This window comes from Streptomyces sp. NPDC058620 (genome assembly GCF_042717135.1).
In the GTDB taxonomy this organism is placed as follows: domain Bacteria; phylum Actinomycetota; class Actinomycetes; order Streptomycetales; family Streptomycetaceae; genus Streptomyces.
The window spans coordinates 145,208-168,340 of record NZ_JBHXQO010000014.1; the positions used below are offsets into that span (position 1 = coordinate 145,208).

Here is a 23,133-nt window from a genome sequence, read left to right on the forward strand (position 1 = left end):
GATAGTCCCCTGGTGACCTCCGCCTCCGAGCCTCCCGCCCCCGCCGCCCGCCCTGTCGGTGCCGGCCGCAACTACGGTCTGCTGACCGCCGCCGCGATCATCACCAGCCTGGGTACCCATGGCGCGCTGATCGCGGCGGCGTTCGCGGTTCTGGAGTCGGGAGGCGACGGCGGCGACATCGGACTGGTCGCCGCCGCCCGTACCGCCCCGCTGGTGCTCTTCCTGCTCATCGGTGGCGCGATAGCCGACCGGCTCCCGCGCCACCGGGTGATGGTGGCCGCGAACGCCCTGAACTGCGTGTCGCAGGCCGTCTTCGCCTGGCTGGTCCTGACCGGCGATGCCCAGCTGTGGCAGATGATGCTGCTGACCGCTCTCTGCGGCACGGGACAGGCGTTCTTCAACCCGGCGGCCGAGGGCATGCTGATGTCCAGCGTCGACGCCGAGCACGCCAGTCGTGCCTTCGCGCTCTTCCGGATGTCGATGCACGGTGCGGCCATCGGCGGAGCGGCCCTGGGCGGGGCGATGATCGCGGCCATGGACCCGGGCTGGGTGCTCGCCGTGGACGCGGCCGCCTTCGCCGTCGCCGGGCTCCTGCGGGCGTTTCTCGATGTGAGTCACATCCCCGTGCGCGCGGCGGGCGGCGGACTGCTGGCCGATCTGCGCGAGGGCTGGCAGGAGTTCACCGGGCGTCCCTGGCTGTGGGCGATCGTGGCGCAGTTCTCCGTGGTCGTGGCGGTCGTCGCGGCCGCCGAGTCGGTGTACGGGCCCCTGGTCGCCAGGGACGAGCTCGGCGGCGCGGCGCCCTGGGGGTTCGCACTCGCCGCGTTCGGCGTCGGCACCCTGGCCGGGGCCGTGTTGATGATGCGCTGGAAACCGCGGCGGCTGCTGCTGGCCGGAACCCTCTGCGTGTTCCCGCTCGCCCTGCCGTCGGCGGCGCTCGCGGTGCCGCTTCCGGTGGCGGGACTGGCCGCGGTGATGTTCGTCAGCGGCGTCGCCATCGAGGTGTTCGGTGTCTCCTGGATGACGGCGATGCACCAGGAGATCCCGGAGGAGAAGCTGTCGCAGGTCTCGGCCTACGACTGGTTCGGCTCCGTCGCCATGGTGCCGCTCTCCACCGCGCTGGCCGGTCCGGTGGAAGGACTCGTCGGCCGCAGCCAGGCGCTGTGGGGGTGCGCGGTGCTGGTCGTACTGGTCACGGCGCTCGTGCTGCTCGTTCCGGACGTACGCAATCTGACGCGCCGTACGGGCGGCACGGGCAAGGACCTCGTGGGGGACGCCGCGAAGCTCCCGTCCGCGAGGCTGCCCGCGGTGTCCTCAGCCGATGCTGAAGGCACCGGCAGGGGGCTCGGGTGAGGCGACCGCCTCGGCGTCCCGCACCGGTTTCGCCTCGCCGATGAGCCGGGTCAGCGCGGCCCCGTACTCGACACGGGCCGGGAACACGTCGCCCGCGCAGAGGCGGGTCAGCGGCCCGGTGTCGACGGCGCTGTGCGCGGCGAGGAGCACGACGTTGCCGAAACGGCGGCCGCGCAGCACGGCGGGTTCGGCGAGCAGGACGACGTGGTCGAAAACCGCCGCGAAGGTGGCCAGTTGGGAGCGGAGAAATCCGAACGGCGACCCGTCCGCCAGATTCGCCGCGTAGATCCCGTCCTCGCGCAGGACCCGTCCCGCGGCGCGCGCGTACTCGACGGACGTGAGGTGGGCGGGCACCCGGGAGCCGCCGAAGACGTCGGCGATCAGGACGTCCGCGGACTCCGGCGGCGCCTGTTCGAGCCAGGCGCGGGCGTCGGTGCCGTGCACGGCGATGCCCGCCCCTTCGGGGAGCGGCAGGTGCTCGGCGACCAGCGCCAGCAGCCCGCGGTCCGCCTCCACCACGTCCTGCCGCGAACCCGGCCGGGTGGCGGCGGCGTAGCGGGGCAGGGTGAGGGCACCGCCGCCGAGATGGATCACGTCGAGCGCGGCGCCCGGCTCGGCCGCGCAGTCCAGGACGTGGGCGAGGCGTCGTACGTACTCGAACTCCAGGTACGCCGGATCGTCCAGGTCCACGTACGACTGCGGGGCGCCGTCGACCGTGAGCAGCCAGGCCCGGTCGCGGTCCACGTCGGGCAGCAGCCGGGCGGTGCCGTGGTCGACGTCTCGGATGACGGGTATCGGCTCGTTCACTCCCCCATTGTGAGGGTCGGACGGGAAGCGACGGACCCGCCCGCCGGGCCCTGTGGGCCACGGAGGCGGGTCCGCCACGTCAGAGCAGTCCGGTGACCGTACCGGCGCCGACCGTCCGGCCGCCCTCGCGGATCGCGAAGCCGAGTCCCGGCTCCAGCGGGATGTCACGGCCGAGCTCGACGGTCATGGTGACCGTCTCACCGGGACGCGCGACCGCGGCTTCCCCGAGGTCGACGTCTCCGACGACATCGGCGGTACGGATGTAGAACTGCGGCCGGTATCCGGTGGTGACCGGGGTGGTGCGGCCACCTTCCCGCCCCGACAGGACGTACACCTGGGCGGTGAAGCGACGGCTGGGACTGACGCTGTCCGGCGCCGCCACCACATGGCCCCGGCGGACCCGGTCGCGCTCCACTCCGCGCAGCAGCACCGCGACGTTGTCGCCGGCCTCGGCGAACTCCATCGGCTTGCCGAAGGTCTCCAGACCGGTGACGACCGTCTCGATGTCCGCGCCGAGCACCGCGACCCGGTCGCCGACGCGGACCGTTCCGCGCTCGACGGCTCCGGTGACGACGGTCCCGCGGCCGGTGATGGTGAGCACGTTCTCCACCGACAGCAGGAACGGCGCGTCGGTGTAACGCACCGGCATCGGTACGTACGTGTCGACGGCGTCCAGCAGTCCCTCGATCGACGCGGTCCAGCGTGGGTCGCCCTCCAGCGCGCCCAGCCCCGAGACCCGCACGACGGGGACGGTGTCACGGCCGTACCCGTGCGCGGACAACAGGTCGCGTACCTCCAGCTCGACCAGGTCGGTCAGCTCGGGGTCGCCCGCGTCGGCCTTGTTGAGGGCGACGACGATGTGGTCGACGCCGACCTGACGGGCGAGCAGGACGTGCTCCGCGGTCTGCGGCATGATCCCGTCCAGCGCCGAGACGACGAGGATCGCCCCGTCGAGCTGCGCGGCTCCGGTGACCATGTTCTTGATGTAGTCGGCGTGACCGGGCATGTCGACATGCGCGTAGTGCCGGGTGTCGGTCTCGTACTCGACGTGCGCGATGTTGATGGTGATGCCGCGCTGCGCCTCCTCGGGCGCCCGGTCGATCCGGTCGAACGGCACGAACGTACCTGTCCCGCGGTCGCTGAGGACCTTGGTGATGGCGGCGGTCAGGGTCGTCTTGCCGTGGTCGACGTGGCCCATGGTGCCGATGTTGAGGTGCGGCTTGGTGCGCACGTATGCCGTCTTGGGCATGGCTGATTCCTTGTGGTTCGAAGCTGAGCGAGAGACCCCAGGGCCCTGCCGACCCTCCCCTTACGGGGTCCGCCGGACTGTCGGGGGAGGGTCAGCTTCGGGCGCCGCCGATGGGCGCTGCCACGGCCGTCGCGGCGAGTTCCGCCGCGGTGGGAACGGCAGCCTTCGGCGCGTCCGCGACTGCGGACTGCGCTGCGAGGAAGGCGTACCGGAACATGCCCTGATCATGACGGGCGGCGGGGTCCGCGTCGACTGGTTTTCGCTCGGTGCGACCGCGTGCCGGCCGTACAGGCAACGGGGCAGCGGCAGGCGTGGACTCCGTGCTCTCAGCGCGCGCATTACGACGATCACACCCACGCTTCGGTTACTCTCCCCAGATGTTCGACCCCGTCCCCGCCGACCGGCCCGCCGGAGGTCTCGCAGTGCGCTGTACGAGGGCGCTGCTCTCCCCGTGGTCCCGGTTGTCGCTGCTCGTGGTGCTGCTGCTGGCCGCCGCCTCGACGATGCTGCTGTTCGAACCACAGCGGCTGCTGGCCGCCGGCCGGCCGCCCGAGCTGACGGGCGGCACCGCGGCGATGGTGTTCGGTCTCGCGTACGGCGTGTGCACGGTGGCGTTCGTGCCCCGTCCGCTGCTGAACCTCGCGGCGGGCGCGCTCTTCGGCTCCCAGGCCGGTCTGGCGGCGGCGCTCGCGGGCACCGTGCTCGGGGCGGGCGTCTCCTTCACACTGGGCCGGGTGCTGGGGCAGGACGCGCTCCGTACGCTGCTGCGCGGCCGGTGGCTGAAGGCGGCGGACGGGCTGCTCAGCCGGCACGGCTTCCGGTCGATGCTCGCGCTGCGGCTCTTCCCCGGGGTGCCGTTCGCCGCGGCCAACTACTGTGCGGCGACCTCGCGGATGGGATACCCGCCGTTCCTCCTGGCCACCGGGCTCGGCTCCATTCCGAACACGGCCGCGTACGTCATCGCGGGCAGCGAGGCGTCCTCCCCCACGTCTCCCGCGTTCCTTGTGGCGATGGGCTTCATCGTGCTGTCGGGCGCGGGCGCGGCCCTGGTCGCCTGGCGCAAGCGCCACCGGCTCGGCGCCGGGTGATCCGCTGACCCCGGTGGCTGTGCCAGGGGGCGGAAGGGGGCAGGAGGAAGCGCGTTCACCGACAGGCGATACGCTGCCCGCGACCGACAAAGGATCTCCGGGGCGCAGGCGTCCCGTCCCTCACTGACCGCAATCCGCACGGTGCCGACGGCCTTCGCGTCCGTCGGCCGATGCATGATCACCTCCGGGATGGCCTTAGCCCCATGAGCTGGTTCGAATCATTCGTCCTGGGCCTCGTTCAGGGACTGACCGAGTTCCTGCCGATCTCCTCCAGCGCCCACCTGCGGCTCACCGCCGCTTTCGCGGGCTGGCACGACCCGGGTGCGGCGTTCACCGCCATCACCCAGATCGGCACGGAGACGGCAGTCCTCATCTACTTCCGCAAGGACATTTCCCGGATTGTCTCCGCCTGGTTCCGTTCGCTGACGAACGCCTCCATGCGCGGCGACCACGACGCCCAGATGGGCTGGCTGGTCATCGTGGGCTCGATCCCCATCGGTGTGCTGGGCGTGACGTTCAAGGACCAGATCGAGGGACCGTTCCGTGACCTGCGGCTGATCGCGACCACGCTCATCGTCATGGGCATCGTCCTCGGTATCGCGGACCGTCTCGCGGCCCGCGACGAGGCCGGGGGGAAGCACCGCGCGGTCAGGGAGCGCAAGTCACTCAAGGAGCTGGGCATCAGGGACGGCCTGATCTTCGGCTTCTGCCAGGCGCTGGCGCTGATTCCGGGTGTGTCCCGTTCCGGGGCGACGATCAGCGGTGGTCTGCTGATGGGCTACACCCGCGAGGCCGCGGCCCGCTATTCGTTCCTCCTCGCGATTCCCGCGGTGCTCGCCTCGGGCCTCTTCGAGCTGAAGGACGCGAGCGAGGGTGGCCATGTGTCCTGGGGGCCGACGATCTTCGCGACGTTCATCGCCTTCGGCGTGGGCTACGCCGTCATCTCGTGGTTCATGAGATTCATCACTACGAAGAGCTTCATGCCGTTCGTGATCTATCGAATCCTGCTCGGCATCCTGCTGTTCGTGCTGGTGGGAGCCGGTGTGCTCAGCCCGCACGCGGGCGAATCCGGCGGCTGATCCAGGGCCGTACAGGTAGCGCTATCGAGCATTTCCTAGCGCCTGATTGCAGCACCGCGCCATGATCATCTCCCACTTGTCTCCCACTCATTTCCCACCGGGGAGGCGGGATACACACCCCTAGTAGGGCTTGGTCAGGTGTACGCGCTGGTGGCGTGTCCTGGTGTCCGTGGACGCGTTGATGGTGTGTGACACCTGAGGAGATGGATCAGGTCCGGGAGGACCTGGAGACGTTCACGGCGGAGATGTTCGACGCGTTCACGCGCGCGGATCAGCACCGCTGGGGACAGGCGTACGTGCGTGGGTTGCTGCTGGACGGACGACGCAAGTCGGTGGAGCCGATGGCCGCGCGGTTGGGTGAGGACGGCAACCGGCAGGCGCTGGCGCATTTCGTGACCTCCAGTCCGTGGAGTCCGGCCCAGGTGCGGGCCCGGCTGGCCTGGCGGATGCACGAGGCCATCGCCCCCACCGCGTTGATCGTCGATGACACCGGTTTCCTGAAGGACGGCGACGCCTCGGCGTGTGTATCGCGGCAGTACACCGGCACCGCGGGCAAGGTCACCAACTGCCAGGTCGGGGTCTCGGTGCACCTGGCCCGCGACCATGCCTCGACGCCGGTGAACTGGCGGTTGTTCCTGCCCAAGTCCTGGGACCCGGTCTCCCCGCAGGCCGACCCGCTCAAGGTGGCCCGCCGCGAGCGGTGCGGCATTCCCGCCGACCTGGGCCACGTGGAGAAGTGGCAACTCGCGCTGGACATGATCGACGAGACCCGGTCCTGGGGCCTCGATGTCCCGCTGGTGCTGGCGGACGCCGGCTACGGCGACGCGGCCGCGTTCCGCTTGGGCCTGAACCAGCGCGGTCTGCACTACGTGGTCGGCATCTCCACCGCGCCCACCGCCCACCCGGCCGCCGCCGGCCCGGTCACCCCGCCCTACAGCGGCACCGGACGACTGCCTGTTCCCAGATATCCGGACCCGGCCCGCAGCGTGAAGGCATTGGCCATCGAGGCGGGTCGTGGTTCGGCCAAGCCGGTGTCATGGCGCGAGGGCTCGCGCCCCGGCAAGGGCCGCACCGGCTTGAAGCGCATGTACTCGCGATTCGTCGCCCTGCGGATCCGCCCAGCAGGACGCGAGATCCGTGATGCCACCGAAGGCGTTGAACTGGCCGAGTGCTGGCTGCTGGCCGAATGGCCCGCCAAAGAGGCCGAGCCGGTCCAGTTCTGGCTCTCCGACCTGCCCGCCGACACACCGCTGACCACCCTGGTCCGCCTGGCCAAGCTCCGCTGGAGAATCGAGCACGACTACCGCGAGATGAAACAGGCCCTGGGACTCGCCCACTTCGAAGGCCGCACCTTCAACGGCTGGCACCACCACGTCACCCTCACCTCCCTCGCCCACGCCTTCTGCACCCTCCGGAGGCTGGCCCACGCCCCAAAAGACACGGCACCGGCCTGAGCCTCTACCAAATCGTCCGCGAGCTGCAAATACTCCTCGCCACCTGGGCCGGCGCATGCCCCACCTGCCACCGCGACATACCCACCCGCGCACCGACCTGACCAAGCCCTACTAGGACGTGTGCGTCCGCAAAGTAGGGGATGACGCGGAAGGGCCTGCACGTCCGTGCGGGCCCTTCTGCGTGGCGTCCGGCCCGGGTCAGTCGAGGCTGAGGCGCGCCAGCAGGCCCTGGACACGGCCGGCGAGCGCCTTCTCCGGGTCCGGGCTGATGGTGGCAAGTGCCACTGCGGCCGTCACGATGACGTCGCTCAGCTCCTTCTCGACGAGCCGCCAGCGCGGGCGGTGAGGACGGCGAGGGTGTAGCGGTCGGGGTTGCCGTAGCCGGCCAGGCCCATGAGCTTGCCGGAGCTGGTCCAGTTGCCGAGTCCGAGGTGTTCGGCGACGGTCTCGTAGAACCAGCCCAGCGACTGGCTGAACGGGAACTGGCGCAGGACCTTCAGTCCGTCGGCGGTGCCGTGGGCGAGGGTGGCGGAGACGCCGTCGCCGGAGCCGTCGACCACCAGGACGGCGGCCTCGTCGAAGCCGCTGGGGTGGAAGGCGGAGGCGGCGTGCGCGAGGTGGTGCTCGACCACGGTGACCTGCCGGGGCCGGTGGTGGCCGAACAGGGCGGGGGCGAGGAGTTCGGCGATCAGCTCGGCGTCCATGCAGATGTTGCTCGGCGTAGGCCAGGCCGGATTGAAGGCGATGGCGATATCGTCAACGTCGGCCAGGGTGATGCCGGCCTCGGACAGGCAGTAGGCCGCGGCCACCGCGCAGGAGCGGGAGTCCTTGTGGTGCTTGCGGCGGGAGAAGCGCTCCTCCCCGGCGAAGGCGACCACCTTCCCGTCGATGACCAGGCAGGCGGAGGGGTGGAAGCAAAGGAGGAGGGGGCGGCGGTACGGGCCGATTCGGCTGGTGCCCGTCGTCCCCGATCGGCGACCGGTGTTTCCCCTCCACGATCCTTGCCGCAGCAGCCTCCTCAAGGCCTGGGTTCTCCACTGCAGAAGCGGAGGCCCGCGATGCACGAGGGCGCACATGCGCCTGTACGCCTGCTGCATACAACCCAGCGACTGGGTCGCTCGTCAGCCTTCGAGCGGGCGGCCCTGTGCTGCCCGCAGGCGGGCCAGACCGGAGATCCGCGTGCGAGCAACTGGCAGTTCGTCTTCGGGGGTCGGGAGCGTGACGGCATGGACCACACACCGCTGGTCTGGGAGGCGATGCCGAGCGCGACCATCACCTCGGCGAGTCCCATGTCGTGGCCGGGACAGGGAGCCCGGCCACGGTGAGTACGTCGGTGCAGCCGGCCTCCTTCCCGGCAACCAAGGCGCGGATCTGGGCCTTGGTTGCCGTCCCGCGCAGCGGTAATCGCGGAGCCAACTCAGCCCTCTACCGCATTGCCCTCGTCCGCATGTCCAGAGACGCCCACGCCAACGCGTTTGCCGCGGCGGCGGACCGTTCCGACTTTCCTGCCGGTGGATGTCGGCCGGTGATCGGCCGCGTCCAGCTGCTCGGCGAGCGGGAAGCTGCCGCCATAATGGGAGGCATGCCCTCCAGCCCGCACCACCCCGCACCCGCGTCGAAGAACCTCTCGGGCACGGACGCCGAGGACCTCGCGCTGTACCGGGAGAAGTTCCGGTGCCGTCTGCCGGAGTCGCTGGACGAGTTGCACGGCCCGACCCAGGGGGTCGTCGAGCTGCCGCTGCACATGGCCTGGTCCGGGATGACCTCGTACGACCTGGGCAAGCCGCGCCAGCGCATGGGCCTGTATCGCACTGTCTTGCATGAGGGCCTGCACGACGACCTGCCCCGCTACCTCAACCAAGACCTGCTCCTCCAGCTGTGGCCGGTGCTGCGCACTCTCGTCGGCCGCACCGTGCGCACCGTGTGGGAGGACGCCTTCGCTCAGCTCGCCTCCCGCACCCAGGCAGCCGCGTGACGGACATGCCGGAGCTGCACGCGCACCTCCTGGCGGATGTGATCGCCCTCGGCTCCCCGTATCCCCTGGTCCTCACTGGCGGGTATGCCGTGCGGGCGCACCGCCTCGTGAACCGCCCCAGCCAGGACCTCGATGTCGCCACCGAGAACCCGGCGCCCATGGCCGACATCGCGGCCACGCTCCGCGCCGGCCTGGAAGCCCGCGGCTGGAAGGTGCACGCGCTGGAGACCGCCCCGCTGTCCGCCCGCTTCACCGTGACCGACCCGGCCACCGGGCAAGACTGTGAGGTCGACATCCTCAAGGAGATCTTCTGGCGGCCGGTCGCCCAGACCCCGTACGGGCCCGTCCTCGCGGAGGAGGACGTGATCGGGACCAAGGTCCGCGCCCTCGCCGACCGCGGAGCGCCCCGTGACCTGATCGACGTGTTCGCAGCCTCCCGCCGTTGGAACACCGCCGATCTCGAGGAATTCGGCCGTCGCCACGCCCGCGGCCGCTTCGAGCGCGAAGACCTGCAAGCAAACCTCGCCGGATCCGAGTGGACCGACGACGAAGCCTTCGCCGCCTACGGCCTGGACCAGGCCACCATCACCGCTCTTCGTGCCTGGGCCGTGGAGTGGGCCGACGACCTCGCGGCCCGACTCCTCGAAGAGTCGGATGATCCGGACATCGACTGATCACATCTGGCCGACCACCGGAAACGGGAGCCCGGGGAAGCCGAGCGAGGGGCAAGTACGGTGCCGTGGAAATATCCCAAGGCACTGGGCAAACTAGCCTCTCGGGCGATACGGCAGACGTCCGACTCCTCCGGGCAGCCAGGCCACGCCTCGAAGGTAGAGCTCGGCAAGACTTCGGGCGTCCACGCTCTGAGGAACTGACTTCCCTCGAGCCCGCAGTCTGACGACGTTCTATCAGCGCGGACGACCGCCGCTGAGGTGGCGAAAAGAAGAGCTCCTCGCTCGCCGCCACTGCTCTTCCAGTGGCCTGACCAGCCAGCCCGCCGGCGCACCCGACACGCCATCAGAACGAGCGTCATTTCAGCGTCAAGATATCGCCTGTAACGCCCATATCGCACATAATATGCAGGGGCAAAATCGCAGGCCAGGAGCCCTTTGCGGCCGACTCCAAGATCGCCACCACTCCACGTGATGCGTCATCGACATCAGGTCGAACACCCCCACGCCAACAGGCAGGCGAAGGGCACCCGGCACGGGGACGGGCTTCCCTGTTCGCGTGCGAGTGCGTGAGGTGATCGGGTCAGACATGCCCGTGATGTCGGGACACAGGGCCTCAGCGTCGACTACGGTCGGGGGGCCGGTTCAAGGAGTACATGGGCATCGACCTCATCACAAGCCCGGTACCACCGAAGCGTCGCCCTCGGTAGGTGCTGCGCCAGAGGGGCGGGCCCGATGCCCACCCCTCGCCGATCCGTTGCGTAGCCTCCCAACGGCTACCAGCTTATCGCTGCGGAGCGAACGAGAACGGGCGGCAAAGCACGTGCTGTGCCGCCCGTTGATCATGCCGTGGCGAGGAAGGGCCACCTCAAGGGCAAGCGCTACTGACCCGCACACCAGCCAGCCCCGCGGGCCGGACCCCCGGCTCCGCGCGCCACAGCTGTCAGCCCCGCAGGGGCTACGCGACAGCCGCCCCACACCCGGTTCCGGCCGACCGGGCTCCAGCCGCGGCGAGTCGCTCGCACCAACACAGGGCTGCGGTGAACTCGGCTTGGACTTGATTGCCGCTACTGGGAGATCCACCACCAGGCCAATTCGACAGCAACACGTGTGACGCCGGCACAGACTCCCTTGATCACGCTGTCGATGATCTTGGTGGACTGCTGCAGACGGGAACGGGGGGTCTCCGAACTAGCAGCCCCGGCCAACATCACTTCCTGACCAGACCGACCTTCGCGGCGGGTGCGGCGGTTCCGACGACGACTCACTTGTACCTCCTGGATGCGGCGCCCGGCGGCTTGACCCGACGGGCATGGCCCATGTCTCCGCCTTCCAGGGGGTTTCCAGCGACCTCCAGTTCGTCTACGGGGAGGCAAGTACGCTGGCCAGCACAGTGGTTCGGAGTGTTCCAGTGGAGTTCAGGACTGGAACCTAGCAAGGGGGTATTGACCTTGAGCGGGGCCGTCGACCGGTTCACGATTGAACTAAAGAGCCTTTATGAGGCAGCGGGAAAGCCCACCCTGAGTCAACTGGTGCGGCTTGCCTCAAAACAGGCTCCTCCTATCAAGATTTCCGACTCCACAATTAGCGCCTGGCTGAACTCTGGACACGTTCCAGGGCCCGGGCCCAAGGAGAAATACTTCGTCCTGCTCGTGAACTATCTGCAGAAGCGAGCACAGAAGCGTGATCACCCTCAGCGCTCCGAAGGGGCTTGGCTCCACCTTCTTCACGCAGCACGCGAGGAGAGGAAGGCACATCGAGGTGGCCGACCAATCAAGGACGCTGAGCACGCACAGCCGAGTACTCCGGGAGAGTGGCATTCAGCGGAAATCCTGCCGCCCCGGCCAGTAGGGTTCGTCGGTCGCGACGATCACCTGGCTGATTTGCTCGATCAGCTGGACCCTCAGCAAGCGCCGCAACATCCAGCTACAGTGACAGCAGTCTCAGGCATGGGCGGTACCGGAAAGACCACGTTGGCTATCGAGGCGGCATATCGTGCGCGAGAGCGAAATTGGTTCTCGGGCGGCATGCTATTTGTGGATATGCGCGGTTACAGCAGCAACGACAGCGACCTGAAGGCGGAGAACGCGGCCGAGCAGCTACTCCAATACCTAGGCGTGCCAGAAAACGATATTCAGCTCACCGGCTCAGGAGTGCTGGATCTTTGGCGCACCCACACGGGACTTCGGAGTCGCCAGAAGCGTCCACTGCTGATCATCTTGGACAACGTCTCGACAGCTAGCCAGGTCGTTCCGCTCATTCCTGCCTCCTCGGACCATCGAGTGTTGATCACGACACGACATGTACTTGCATCCCTACCTGGCCGCCAGATACAGATCGACGAGCTGCCTCAAGCGAACGCACTAGCAATTATCGATCAGGCTCTACGCATTGCGAACCCAGATGACTCTCGAGTGGCAGATAATCCCGAAGATGCAGCTCAACTTGCTTCACTCTGCGGCAGGCTGCCACTGGCCCTTCAAATTGGTGCGGCGCTCCTGAAGATAGAACCTAACCGCTCACTGGCCAGCCTGGTGGACGAGTTGAGGGACGCCCGGAACCGCCTCGATAGCCTCGAATACGGCGAGGTTGACGTTCTAGGGAATCCGCTAGCAGTTAGAGCGGCGTTTGCTCTTTCTTACCGACGTCTCCCACCTGCGGAGGCGCGCGCCTTCCGACTGCTCGCGTTGGCGCCTGGCCCAGACTTCTCGTTGGAGACTGCCGGCGTTCTGCTTGAAGCCACAGGCGCTGGGACACGACAGTTCATCCGGAAGTTGATGAGCGCCCACCTCATAGTCAGCCAGAGCTCCGAACGCTGGCTGATGCATGACCTCATCCGCTTGTACGCGGAGGAGAAGGCAGAGGAGGAAGAGCACAACAGTGAGGCATCAGAAGCAGTGCGGCGGATCCTGCTACATCTACTCGCCGTAGCCGAAGAAGCCGATCAACAAATCCGGTGGGCATCAGACGAGGCGCAAGGTGAACAATTCCCTTCTAGAGGGGACGCCTGGGAGTGGATGGTCTCTGAACACCGAACCCTCGTCTCAGCCGTCTTTTATGCCTATCACGCAGAATGGGACGTCGTCGCCATGGCCATAGCCATGCGACTAGACGGCTACTTCAAGCATAATCGGCATGCGACAGATTGGGAGGACGTCTACGACATCGCACTTAAGGCATGCCATAGATACGGCGAACCCCGCCTCACTATCGAATTACTGTCCACCATTGGCAGCCTGTACGATGCAGCACGCCAATCAGAAATTGCACTCAGTTTCCATCGCGAGGCTATCGACCTGCTCGCGAAGATTGACCATCACCCCAGTGAAGCTTCAGTCTTCAACCACGCAGCCACCTCTTTGCTCGACACACTAAGGTTCGAAGAAGCGTTGCCATATTTCCGCAAGGCTCTGGCGGCATACCGAAAAGATGGTGACATTCGCGGTGAGGGGTTCGTGCTTCATAACCTAGGAAGCCTCCTTAATAAGCTGGGAGAGCCAAAGCAGGCATTGGAGTACCTACAGAGAGATCTCACAATATGCCAAGAGCTCGGAGACCGAAAAGGAGCCGGGGAAACTCTGAACACCCTCGGATGCGCATACTATGACCTTAAGGAGTACGAAAAAGCAGCATCGAGCTTTAAGCAAGGCCTGAGCATCGCCCGAGAGTTCCAAGACCGCGACCAAGAGGGGCAGGTACTGAAGAATCTCGCGAATTCTTATGTGGAGCTGGCGAAGCTTCCAGAAGCGCTTTCTTTTTACGAGCAGGCACTGCAGGTACAACGGGCTAGCGGAGATCGATACCGGGAAGCCGAGACGTTGATGAACCTCGGCGTGACATATGAAGAGATTGGACAAATAGGACACGCCGCTGACTGCCTCAAGAAGGCGGCTGCGGCCTTTCAAGAGACCGGCAACATGGATGGACTTCTTGCGGCCCAACGCTGGATGCAGAACCTACGCACCCGAAGTCCTTTCCATAATCGTTAACGCCTGTCCCAGGATTCGCTGAAGACCCTCCGCTGGTGGATTCGCTGGTGCGATATGACGGCGACGCCCGACGGTTCGAGCGTGTCGTGCCGGAGGGCTCCCCCCTCGTGGCCCGCCCGCGACCGCCTGGGCCACAACAGCGGAGCCATCGGCGCCGGGGTGCGGCCTCTTTTCTGCGGGAGCTCGGCGATGTTGCTTGCTGGTGAGCGGTGATCGACTCCCGAAGGCGTATCGCGGTAGGAGCACCCGCGACCGGATGTATAGCCAGCTGCCCGCTGAAGTGGCCGCTGTGGCGCGATCCACTCTCACCGTTCAGGGCGGCGTTGGTCGCCGGCGCCGTGTGGATCTGGACGCGACGCCATCGAGATCGCCGCGGACCGGACGGGCCTTGATCGGATCCACGCGGGCCAGAGACCTCTCAACGAGCCGCCGTCGCTCCGGCGGGACGGGCGGCAAGATCTCTACGGATTTGTCGGCGCTCCCTTCGATGTCGCTCAGAGGCCGGGACCGGCCAGCCACCTCACGTCCGCGAACGCCCTACGGCGGCGGCGAACTGCCGGACGGCATGATGGTCTTCCCTAGCTCCTCCTCTACGTTGAGTAGTCGGCCCGCCCGCCCGGAATGTGCTCAGGCAGGGAAGCCGGAGCGGCCGACTCGCCGTCCCACCGCCGCGTCCGATTCCGGCCTCAGGAGAGACATACCAACGGTGACAGAAGCACAGGCGCCCGTGCAGGCCAAGGGGCCGTTTGATCACTTCTGCCAGGAGTAGTCATGCGCTTCCGGGCCGCGATGGCTCCAGCCCTTGAGGTACGGCTTCAGCTCCTCGGGCTCGGGAGCACTGGTCGCCGGCATCCCGGGCAGCTCTCGCAGCGGGTCCAGGGATCTGACGTAGGCGCGGGCCCACTCCAGCCACTGCCGGGTGGCGACTACTTCCGCGGAAGCGTTTGACGCAACCAGCCGGCGCTCCAGGGCATCGCGGTACTGGCTCAGCGCTCTCGCCTCATGCCAGTCCTTCGCCTGCTCACGCAGGACAGTGGCGAGCTGGGCCTGGATCGCCTGCTCCCACGCCGAGTCCATCGCCGCCTGCCACCGGACCTTCCGGTCCTCCTGGGCACGCTCCTCGTCGATCCGGCGCTGGGCGTCCTCCGTCGAGCGGACTTCCACCTCACGCAGGACCGCGCCGAGGACGTCCTCCAGCCTCCACCGCTTCCGGTCAGCCCACTTGCCCTGGCGGCCCGATCGACTGTACGAGAGCTCGACCATCAAACTCTGCGCCCGCTCCGGGTCATCGGACTGCGGAAATTCCTGCTTGATGGTCACCGTGTACGTGAAGTCGCCCACGACCAAGTCCAGTTCACCCTCACGCCGGGAGGGATGAGAGGGGACGTACGTGCCGCCGTACCCATAGGCCCGGCTGCGGTAGCTCGCATCCATCGGGTGCTCGCGTACCGCATAGCCACGTTTCACCGCTTCCGCGCACAGGCCCTGGAGCAGTCGGAGAGCCCTGCTCCGCAGATTCGCAGACACGGCGAGTCGGCATCGGTCTTCCTTGAGAGCAGCCACCACTGGGTGAAGGGACCGCAGTTTGGCGGCACAGGGATGGGCGGCGCGCTCTCCGGCCTCTCGCTCTTCGCGTTGTGATGCGGCCCGTCTTCGAGGGAGATCTGCAGGTCGCGGTTCCACAAGCGGAGCTTCTCGATACGCTTCCCCGGCGGCGTGAGTTTGTGCCGCTTCGCGCAATCGATGGCCCGCCGGTATTCGGCTTCCGTCGCCTCGTCGGGCTCTTGAATGACCACCCGCCGTTCAGCCACGAGCCGTTCGATCAGCTCCGCCGCCTTGGCGCGCCGCGCTTGGGCCACAGGTCGTTCCGAGTAGGACATAGGCGTCTTCTTCGCCGCCGCCTGGGCGCGGTGGTGGCGTACCGCGGATCCTCCGGATGGTGGCCGTGTTGCAGGTAGAACCTCCCGGCCTCGGTGACCTCGGCCCGCACCGTCCCGTCACGGCGCACAACGGCCAGCAGCCCTCGGTCGCGCAGCGCATACGCAGAGAGCCGTTCAGTCGACGCCGAGTCCAACTCCTCGCCGGCGTGCAGCCGCCGCAGGAGCTCTCGCTGGCGGTCGTTCAACGGGGACCAGCGCTGCATGCACGCACCCCACTCTCGCACCAGCAGATGCCCACCGCTGTACCGGATACTTGCGGCCCCCGGGCCGCAATCCGGAGAAGCACCACCGCCTCGCACGCCATCGGCCAGATCACGAGTCCTTGAACAGCCTGCTCAGGTCGAGTCGATTGAGCAAAGACAGTGTCGGTTCGACCTTCAGGAGACATTCGTCCCGCAGCCACTCTAGGCCAAAGTTTGCATACTCCATTGCGATCCCCATGACTCTTCGAGGCTGCTCCAGGGCGCGATCCCCTTCCGTTGCAAGCGCGAGCAACTCCAAGTGAGTGATTCTCCATGGATCGCTGCCGAGAACCGTGCCATCAATAAATTTGACAGTGCGAGTATCCGGGGTGAGGGAAATCCTCTCTCCTTCCCTTACGCCAATACACAACCCAAGCCACCATGCATCAATCTGACGGTCAAACATCTTGCCCGCACCCGTACGATCGCGAACAATCCGATGAATTTCCTCCTGCATGTAGAGGTCGACACCGGCATACCTATTGACAGCTACGGTCATCGCGATGCCTCGCATTCGCGGTACTCGAGAAGTTCGTTGTCACGACGACGGGCACATACATCGCACACCTGACGATGTGTGCACGCACAGGTCCGCGAGGTTGGGTACTCGATATGCCAATCGTTTTGCAGATCTCCCGGGTAGTGATGGCTACACGAGAGCGTCACGAACGCCCCTCCGCGGTCATCGAGAATTTCCTCGACGTCAGCGATCTCCGAACGCGTCAGCAGGAGAACGACCTGGAACGGAGTTCCGGAAGACTCAGGCGGACGCGTGATCGCTTCGACCATGCGCCGCTTGGTATCCCCGGAGACCATCCCAAGAGGAGTGTCAATAAACCGTGGAGCGACGACGCCGGCAACCTCCATGAGAGACCACACGAAAGAAAGCGTTAGGGCACGCTGCGCAGCTCCGTTGATCTCAAAGTCAGGGTCGAGGCTAGTCCCACGCTGACTCATGACATTAATATCAAATGCGTTGGTGATCTTCACGCCTGTATAGACGCCGCGAGTCTCAGAGTTATCGGCGCCAAGGATCCCATGAAACATTCCTTCCAGCTTGGTTGAAACTCGATTGACATAGTCCCCCTCGAGGCGATTGCGGACGATGGATGAGAGCCTCATCAAGTCGTTGGCCACATTACGCTTTGTGCCGACATCGCTGCTGATCCGGGCTTCACGCTCTGCCCTCTCGAGCTCCTGGGCCTTGGCCGCGAGATCCTCCTTGGCCGCCTCAAGCCGGTCGCCAAGTCTGCCGAGCTCTTCGCTGGCATCCTTCATTTTCACATGGAGATCATCTAGGTCAGCCTGGAGCCTCCGAACCTTCTCGTCGTCGATGCGCCCGCGTCGCTCCGTCGCGCTCTTTAGTCCAATGCCCTTACGTTGGATATCTTGGACAGTCTTCGTGTACTCCGAGAGGAGCGAAACCCTACGGTTCTCGAACCCGTCGGGATTGCTGCCCATATCGCGGAGCGCACGCGCCCGATATCGTGTATCCGAAAGGTACTCGCTCATTTCAGTCTTCTCACGCTGTTCGTCGAGAAGAATCTGTACACGCTCACGATGAGGAGAGCCTGGCGTAAGCAATTCGCCGCAGATACACTCGCCGGCGCCGAGGCAGTCGTCCAGCACCTGGACAGAATGACTGGGGATGATCCTCCTGTCCGCGAGCTCGTCAAGCCGTTCAAGCCCAGCGGTTAGAGTCTCACTCATCAGGGACCATGACGTCACCTCGTTACGCAACAGGTGGGTCATCTCGCGAAGACACCCGACCTTTCGCTTTTCAAGGGTTGAAATATCAAGCTCGAGATCGGTGATCTGCGAATTGAGTTGATCAAGGTCGCCATTCCCCTTGATCGCATCGAATTCACGCCGGATCTCGACTGCAGCATCTTCCATATTGCTGCGGCGGGACGTAATCTTGGCGATCTGTTCTTCAAGGCTATCGAACTTTAGCTTAAGCACATCCTTTTGGTCTGACAGCGCCTCGACCTTGGCGCCTGCATCCTTTGCGGCACGCTTCTCGTAAACCCGATATACGGCGGTGGTATCTTCCACGGCTCTGCGAAGCTTGCCGATCCCGAGCAGGTTCTCAATCGCCAGGTGTACTTTCGCCTGGCGCTCGTGGGCATGCTGCCGGCCCGTGATGAACTTCTGGACGTCATCACCATTCGTAAAGAACACATCGGCAAGTCGTCCAGGCAGCCGCTGCTCAATCCACTGGTCTGGCGATGGCACCTGCTCGCCACCGGCCTCCGTGAGTCTGGTGATGCGGAGAAATTCCTTGCCGCGGCTGATATCGTCCCCGTCGGTCGGGGTCTCAGTCACTGTGCGATGAAGCCGGAAGCGCGCTGGCGCGTCACCATCGTCTTGGACCTCAAACTCGAGGCTCACCTCAACTGTGATCGGCACTCGTACTGGACTTGCTGTGGAGGTCAAGCGGATGCTGTCCGCCCTCGTGACTTCCCGGAGCCCCTTAATTCCATATAGGCCCCACAAAATAGCGTAGTGAAGTGACGTCTTACCCGACCCGTTCTCGGCTCGGATCACTGTCAGCGGGCGTGCAGGATCTGTCGAGAGGTCAATCGTGACATCGTGCAGCAGCTTGAAGTTGAGGACATGAATGCGCTGCAGTCTCATCAGGCGTCCCTCTTTCCGAGCGTGATCGCACGCCCTCCTATGCTCTCGATGATCTTCTGAAGGTGCTCCTGGCGCTGCCGATCAGTTGCATGGCTCTGCTGCCGTACCAGCTCGTTAAGAGCCATCACTAGATCATCGTGATAGCCGTCGTACCTATCGTCGAGTGCTTTAACTTCCTCGTGCGCAACCTCAGCGATTCGCGGTGTTGTCGTCATTCTCATCCTCGCTGTCAGAGCATGCGCTCATGCTTGCCAATAACTACTCGCGGCCCGTCAGAGTCATACTCATTGTCGGCAGCGCTCGCGAACTCACGTGCTCGGGTCAACTCACCGACCAAGAGCGAGCGGGCTTCCTTGGAGCCAAGTCGCGGGGGAACGACCAAGAAATCATGAAGATTAGCGATGCTTTTACCCTCCGAGCGCCGAAGAATCCTGCCTCGCCTCTGCACCCACTCTCGGCGCACAGTACTGGACGCAAGGAGATAAGCCGTGTCTGTCTGAGGGATATCAATGCCCTCATCCAATACCTGCATCGCGGTGAGAACCTGGTATTCCCCCCGCCCGAACGCCTCCAGATATTTCCCCGAACCGCGACGAGCGGTCTCAGCATGGGTGAATTGATGGAAGCTGACGCCAAGCTCATTCAACATTCGGTTTGTCGCATCGATTTGCCGCTCATTGGTTAGGACCGGCGGCTTCGCCGATGTGTAGATGAGCGTCCTGCTCACAGCGCCCAAGCCACTACTCGTCAGAAGCGCGCCGAGCGCCGGAATCTTGGCTTCAGCATGCTCGAGAAGCGCCCGCCGGCGACGCAGCAGGTGCTCGATTTGCGCTTGTAGTTCGGAGTCTTGACCGTGATCCGCATTCTGAAATCCCTTTCGCTGAAGCTGCCGAGTCAAGCTCTCGTACTCAGCCATCTCGTCTTCAGAAAGCGCGATTTCATGCAAATGATAATTGTACGGAGTGAGGCATTCGGCGCGGATTGCGTCCTTCAGAGTGAACTCGAAGAGCTCCGGACCGAAGTAGTTGATCAACGCATCCGTACCCTCAGGGTCGTACTGCCGAACTGGTGTAGCCGAGAGCCCCAGACGCACGTCGAATCGCATCGGTTGATTCGACAGGAAGCTTTTCGACCCCAGGTTATGAACTTCGTCGCCGATAATCATTGCAAGAACAGACTTCGGCAAGCCTTCGATAAAGCCTCGAAAGGACTCGTCGGTCGAGAACAATCTCTGTGTGCAGACGATCACCGCGGTGTATGCCCCCTGTGTGGCCAGACCCGCCTTGATCTCCTCGATCCGAACCTGTCGTTTGGGCACCGACGTGTCGCCTGGAAGGAGTGGTTCAATCCCGAAGCGGCGAACCGTCTCCGCCCACTGTCGGACCAATGGAGCGCTGGGTACAACCACGAGCACTACCATCGGCGCCTGGTGTCGGTCTTGTTCCTGAGTGGCGGCAATCAGCGCCGCCTGTGTCTTCCCTCCCCCCGTCGCGATGGAAAGGATCCCCCGAGAACCGTTGACCGAGAACGCTTCGACTGCCTCCGCTTGGTGCGCGTAGCGGCCTCTGCGCCACTCCACCCCATCGGGAATTACCAGGAGTCTCGGTTGCGCAACACTCACGCCCGGTGGGAGCGGAGGCTCCAAGCCGCGAGCGTGGTCGGCATGCCAGGCTCGCCAGAAGTCGTCCATGGTCGGCGCTTGCGTGCTACTGCGTTGCCGGCCAGCCAATCGCAAACCGTCGTTGAGCTCCACCGACAGAACGTGTGGGCTTTCGTTGTTCCACTGCCGGTCCCAGCCAGCAAGGAGCTTGGCCACGCGGTCGGTTGCAGTTTGCCCATCCCGCCAAGGTCGATCAATCGTCATCTGCTCACCGTTTACGAGCAGTCCCCGACCCGTGGCATTACCTGACCCATGCACGGCGAGCCAATCCGCCCCCGATCTCATGAGCCACTGCTTCTTGTGGTACATCCCGAACTTCATCAGAGCGAATCGCACGGTAAGGCGTCCGCTTGCGACTAGATAGGCGAGACAGTCGAGGGTGTGGTGCACAAGGGCATGCTCGGAGAGACTTGCATCCTTGAGCAGGCGCTCGACCGCATTCTCGATGACCTGCTCGGGACTCCTGACTCCTCGCTCCATCGCATCCAGATCGGCGGCCTCGACGGCCGGGCTCACCAGGAGCTGCAGCGTGCCACTGTCTCGACGCAGAAAGTCCGCCAGACCAGGCGCGATCTGTGCCAGGCACTGGGAGCTGAAGAAACCGGCGGCGATCCGAACATCGTCCGATACCCTCATCGCCGGCACCAGGACTTCACCGATCAGATCATCTTCTGGAATTTCATAGACCGGCATCACACGTCCAAGGACCACCGGAAGCTGCCCGATCACAGCGCCTGCCCCCCTCGCGGTCGTTCCACTCCTGGTCGGCTGCCATGGATCGGAGATGAAGTCATGACCTGAACATCAGCGTCCACGCAACCAGGGGGCGTTGATGGGCTCGGATCCGAGCAACCATTCGGCCCCTGGGCCGCTAACTCCCATGATAGCCAGGCGTGATCACTCTCGTACGGGGAATCTGACGGTCAGGCAGCAGCTGGACTCACTCTGCCCCTCCGCCGGTGAACCGGCAGGGCAGCGGGCCGATCAACGTAGCGGTCGCTCCGATTGATCACAGCGAACTGGACGCCGCCCAAGACATGGCATCCCGCCCGAGCACCCCCTACGTCGAGGGATCCTCGACGGCCTCACATCCGAAGCTCATACGCTCGCCAAGCAGCTGGCCAACCGGTCCCGACCGCGATACGCCGACATCACCGCTGCCCCGCCATTGGCGGGAGCCGCCGAGCAAGAAGGTCAACAGCCTCCTCCCAGTCACTGGGCCGACTAAGAAGTCATCTCATTTGGACCTCGCGGGTAGGCTGTCAGCCATGGTGGGGATCGTTGAACGGCTGGTGCCGGACGAGCTGTGGGAGCTGTTCCAACGGGTGGTGCCGGAGGCGCCCTCGCGGCCCCAAGGCGGTGGACGGCGCCGACACGGTGACCGAGAAGTACTGGCCGCGATCGTGTTCGTCGCGACGTCGGGTTGTACCTGGCAGCAGCTGCCCACGGCATCGTTCGGCCCCTCGGGGGCGACAGCCCACCGACGGTTCTCCGAGTGGAGCAAGGCCCGGGTGTGGGCCAAGCTCCACCGCCTGGTCCTCGACGAACTCGGCGCCCGCGGCGAGCTCGACTGGTCCCGCTGCGCGATCGACTCGGTGAACATGAGGGCCTTGAAAAGGGGGACCTGACAGGTCCGAATCCTGTCGATCGGGGCAAGTTCGGCTCGAAGATCCACTTGATCACCGAGCGGACCGGTCTGCCCCTGTCCGTCGCAATCTCGGGGGCGAACCTGCACGACAGTCAGGCTCTCGAGCCCCTCGTTCGCGGCATACCGCCCATCCGCTCACGCCGCGGACGCCGACGACGCAAGCCCGGCAAGCTCCACGCGGACAAGGGCTACGACTACGCCCACCTGCGACGATGGTTACGCGGTCGCGGCATCAAACACCGCATCGCCCGCAGAGGCATCGAGTCCTCACAACGGCTCGGCCGCCACAGATGGGTCGTCGAGAGAACCATGTCCTGGCTCGCCGGCTGCCGACGACTACACCGCCGCTACGAACGTAAGGCCGAGCACTTCCTCGCCTTCACCAGCCTCGCCTGCACCCTCATCTGCTACCGCAGACTGGCCAAATGAGATGAAGTCTAAGCTGGGGCAGCTCTCCGCCGCGGCGCACGGACGGGCCTCGTCGGCACGCGAGGCGCTCGTCTACGCCGGGAAGGATGAAGAGGCACACAGCCGCTGCAGCGCCACGTTCTCGGCGCTGCGGGCCCGCAGCCAGGTGTGCGATGTGGCCTACCTGAGAGCCGCCGATCTCCTTCTTCGGCGGGCAGCATCGGGACGGCGTCCGCCGGTGTGGCTTCCCCGACCGCGGCCCGTGGGCCCAGGGGCGCCGTCCTGGTGGGTCGAGGCGATCCAGCATTCCGGCGCCGTCTGGCGGAGCATCCCCAAGGCGGGGCCGGAGCGCGCTTTGGGGATGCCGCTGGACCACCCGGCTGGCTGCCGTCTCCTCCTGGGCGGAGCAGTTGGGTGCGAGCCACCGGGCCAATGACGTCCGGGGGTCGTCGGCCTCGTACGAAATCACCGAGGCCAGTCACGCCTCGGACGGCCGCCGAGCAGCAGCCGGCCTGCGTATCCGCCCCAGCATGGAAGACGAGACCCGTCGGCTTCACACCGACCAGCACCAACTTTGGAAGCGCGCCCGAGCCTACGGCGACGCGACCCAGGTCCTGCTGGACGAATGGCGCAAGAGCACTACCGGGTGAGTGCAGTGCCGCACTCGGGCCGCGCACCCGGTGATCAGTACGCGAGTCGGCTGGCCTGCGCCTTGGCCGCGACTCCCGCGGTGATGCCCAGCACGCCTGCGAGGGTGCCCGTGTACGCGTGCACCTGCTCCCGGGCTCGCGCCTCCATGCCTTCGGGCGCCGCGAAGAAACCGGGGGTCGTGCCTTAACACAATGAGGTGGTGTGGTTGGGCCTGGTGGCCGTGTCCATGACGGGAGCTGAGCGTTCAGCCGGGTGTGGGGGCGTCGCCGTGGATCGTGCCGG

General features: G+C 65.6%; 18 protein-coding genes. 8 read left to right on the top strand and 10 right to left on the bottom strand.

The features are described 5' to 3' along the window. The first annotated feature begins 12 nt into the window (after positions 1-12). Entirely contained in the window at positions 13-1,353 is a 1,341-nt protein-coding gene (locus tag ACFWSK_RS16800) for an MFS transporter (protein WP_383786111.1), read from the top strand. On the opposite strand, the gene ACFWSK_RS16805 is transcribed toward ACFWSK_RS16800, so the two are convergent. From ACFWSK_RS16805 to ACFWSK_RS16815, 3 genes are all read right to left on the bottom strand, one after another. Next, a complete protein-coding gene (locus ACFWSK_RS16805; protein WP_383786113.1) occupies positions 1,315-2,160 on the bottom strand; it encodes a spermidine synthase in 846 nt (281 codons plus the stop codon). The two genes, ACFWSK_RS16800 and ACFWSK_RS16805, sit on opposite strands and share 39 nt — an antisense overlap. A gap of 79 nt (positions 2,161-2,239) precedes the next feature. Then, positions 2,240-3,409, bottom strand: a complete 1,170-nt coding sequence (gene tuf / locus ACFWSK_RS16810) for an elongation factor Tu (RefSeq protein WP_383786116.1) — start codon at positions 3,407-3,409, stop codon at positions 2,240-2,242. A gap of 91 nt (positions 3,410-3,500) precedes the next feature. Continuing rightward, complete coding sequence (locus tag ACFWSK_RS16815) at positions 3,501-3,626, bottom strand: hypothetical protein (protein WP_383786119.1); 126 nt, start codon at positions 3,624-3,626, stop codon at positions 3,501-3,503. A gap of 160 nt (positions 3,627-3,786) precedes the next feature. Between ACFWSK_RS16815 and ACFWSK_RS16820 the strand changes: the two genes are divergently transcribed. The 3 genes from ACFWSK_RS16820 to ACFWSK_RS16830 all read left to right on the top strand — a co-directional run bounded on the left by ACFWSK_RS16820 (position 3,787) and on the right by ACFWSK_RS16830 (position 7,030). After that, positions 3,787-4,497, top strand: a complete 711-nt coding sequence (locus ACFWSK_RS16820) for a TVP38/TMEM64 family protein (protein ID WP_383786122.1) — start codon at positions 3,787-3,789, stop codon at positions 4,495-4,497. A gap of 203 nt (positions 4,498-4,700) precedes the next feature. After that, positions 4,701-5,576 (top strand): undecaprenyl-diphosphate phosphatase, encoded by an 876-nt coding sequence (locus ACFWSK_RS16825; protein ID WP_383786125.1) that lies wholly within the window; start codon positions 4,701-4,703, stop codon positions 5,574-5,576. Between the two features lie 203 nt (positions 5,577-5,779). Then, a complete protein-coding gene (locus tag ACFWSK_RS16830) occupies positions 5,780-7,030 on the top strand; it encodes an IS701 family transposase (RefSeq protein ID WP_383786128.1) in 1,251 nt (416 codons plus the stop codon). Between the two features lie 308 nt (positions 7,031-7,338). Here the strand turns inward: ACFWSK_RS16830 and ACFWSK_RS16835 are convergent, their stop codons facing one another. Further along, positions 7,339-7,908, bottom strand: coding sequence for a carbamoyltransferase N-terminal domain-containing protein (locus tag ACFWSK_RS16835; protein ID WP_383786131.1), 570 nt, complete (start codon positions 7,906-7,908; stop codon positions 7,339-7,341). A 704-nt stretch (positions 7,909-8,612) separates the two neighbouring features. Between ACFWSK_RS16835 and ACFWSK_RS16840 the strand changes: the two genes are divergently transcribed. From ACFWSK_RS16840 to ACFWSK_RS16850, 3 genes are all read left to right on the top strand, one after another. Continuing rightward, entirely contained in the window at positions 8,613-9,005 is a 393-nt protein-coding gene (locus ACFWSK_RS16840; protein WP_266869216.1) for a hypothetical protein, read from the top strand. Positions 9,006-9,010: 5 nt separating this feature from the next. Further along, positions 9,011-9,679: a nucleotidyl transferase AbiEii/AbiGii toxin family protein gene (locus tag ACFWSK_RS16845; protein ID WP_383786183.1), complete on the top strand. Its 669-nt coding sequence runs from the start codon at positions 9,011-9,013 to the stop codon at positions 9,677-9,679. 1,448 nt (positions 9,680-11,127) lie between these two features. Continuing rightward, positions 11,128-13,665 carry an ATP-binding protein gene (locus tag ACFWSK_RS16850; RefSeq protein WP_383786134.1) on the top strand — a complete coding sequence of 846 codons (2,538 nt, stop codon included), beginning with the start codon at positions 11,128-11,130 and terminating at the stop codon, positions 13,663-13,665. A 750-nt stretch (positions 13,666-14,415) separates the two neighbouring features. Here the strand turns inward: ACFWSK_RS16850 and ACFWSK_RS16855 are convergent. From ACFWSK_RS16855 to ACFWSK_RS16880, 6 genes are all read right to left on the bottom strand, one after another. Then, entirely contained in the window at positions 14,416-15,099 is a 684-nt protein-coding gene (locus ACFWSK_RS16855; protein WP_383786137.1) for a hypothetical protein, read from the bottom strand. A gap of 29 nt (positions 15,100-15,128) precedes the next feature. After that, entirely contained in the window at positions 15,129-15,545 is a 417-nt protein-coding gene (locus tag ACFWSK_RS16860) for a hypothetical protein (RefSeq protein WP_383786140.1), read from the bottom strand. Between the two features lie 372 nt (positions 15,546-15,917). Next, positions 15,918-16,346 carry a hypothetical protein gene (locus ACFWSK_RS16865; protein ID WP_383786143.1) on the bottom strand — a complete coding sequence of 143 codons (429 nt, stop codon included), beginning with the start codon at positions 16,344-16,346 and terminating at the stop codon, positions 15,918-15,920. Further along, positions 16,343-18,484 (bottom strand): AAA family ATPase, encoded by a 2,142-nt coding sequence (locus tag ACFWSK_RS16870; RefSeq protein WP_383786146.1) that lies wholly within the window; start codon positions 18,482-18,484, stop codon positions 16,343-16,345. The genes ACFWSK_RS16865 and ACFWSK_RS16870 overlap by 4 nt, the downstream gene beginning before the upstream one ends. Beyond that, complete coding sequence (locus tag ACFWSK_RS16875) at positions 18,484-18,699, bottom strand: hypothetical protein (RefSeq protein ID WP_381832578.1); 216 nt, start codon at positions 18,697-18,699, stop codon at positions 18,484-18,486. Before ACFWSK_RS16875 ends, ACFWSK_RS16870 begins: the two co-directional genes overlap by 1 nt. A gap of 14 nt (positions 18,700-18,713) precedes the next feature. Continuing rightward, on the bottom strand, positions 18,714-20,873 hold the full coding sequence (locus tag ACFWSK_RS16880) for a DEAD/DEAH box helicase family protein (protein WP_383786149.1): 2,160 nt from the start codon (positions 20,871-20,873) through the stop codon (positions 18,714-18,716). 539 nt (positions 20,874-21,412) lie between these two features. On the opposite strand from ACFWSK_RS16880, the gene ACFWSK_RS16885 reads away from it, so the two are divergent. Further along, positions 21,413-22,221, top strand: a protein-coding gene (locus ACFWSK_RS16885; protein WP_383786152.1) for an IS5 family transposase whose coding sequence is annotated in 2 segments (ribosomal slippage) — positions 21,413-21,761 and positions 21,761-22,221 — 810 coding nt in all. Because the reading frame shifts where the segments join, the coding sequence is not laid out codon by codon here. Positions 22,222-23,133: the final 912 nt, after the last annotated feature.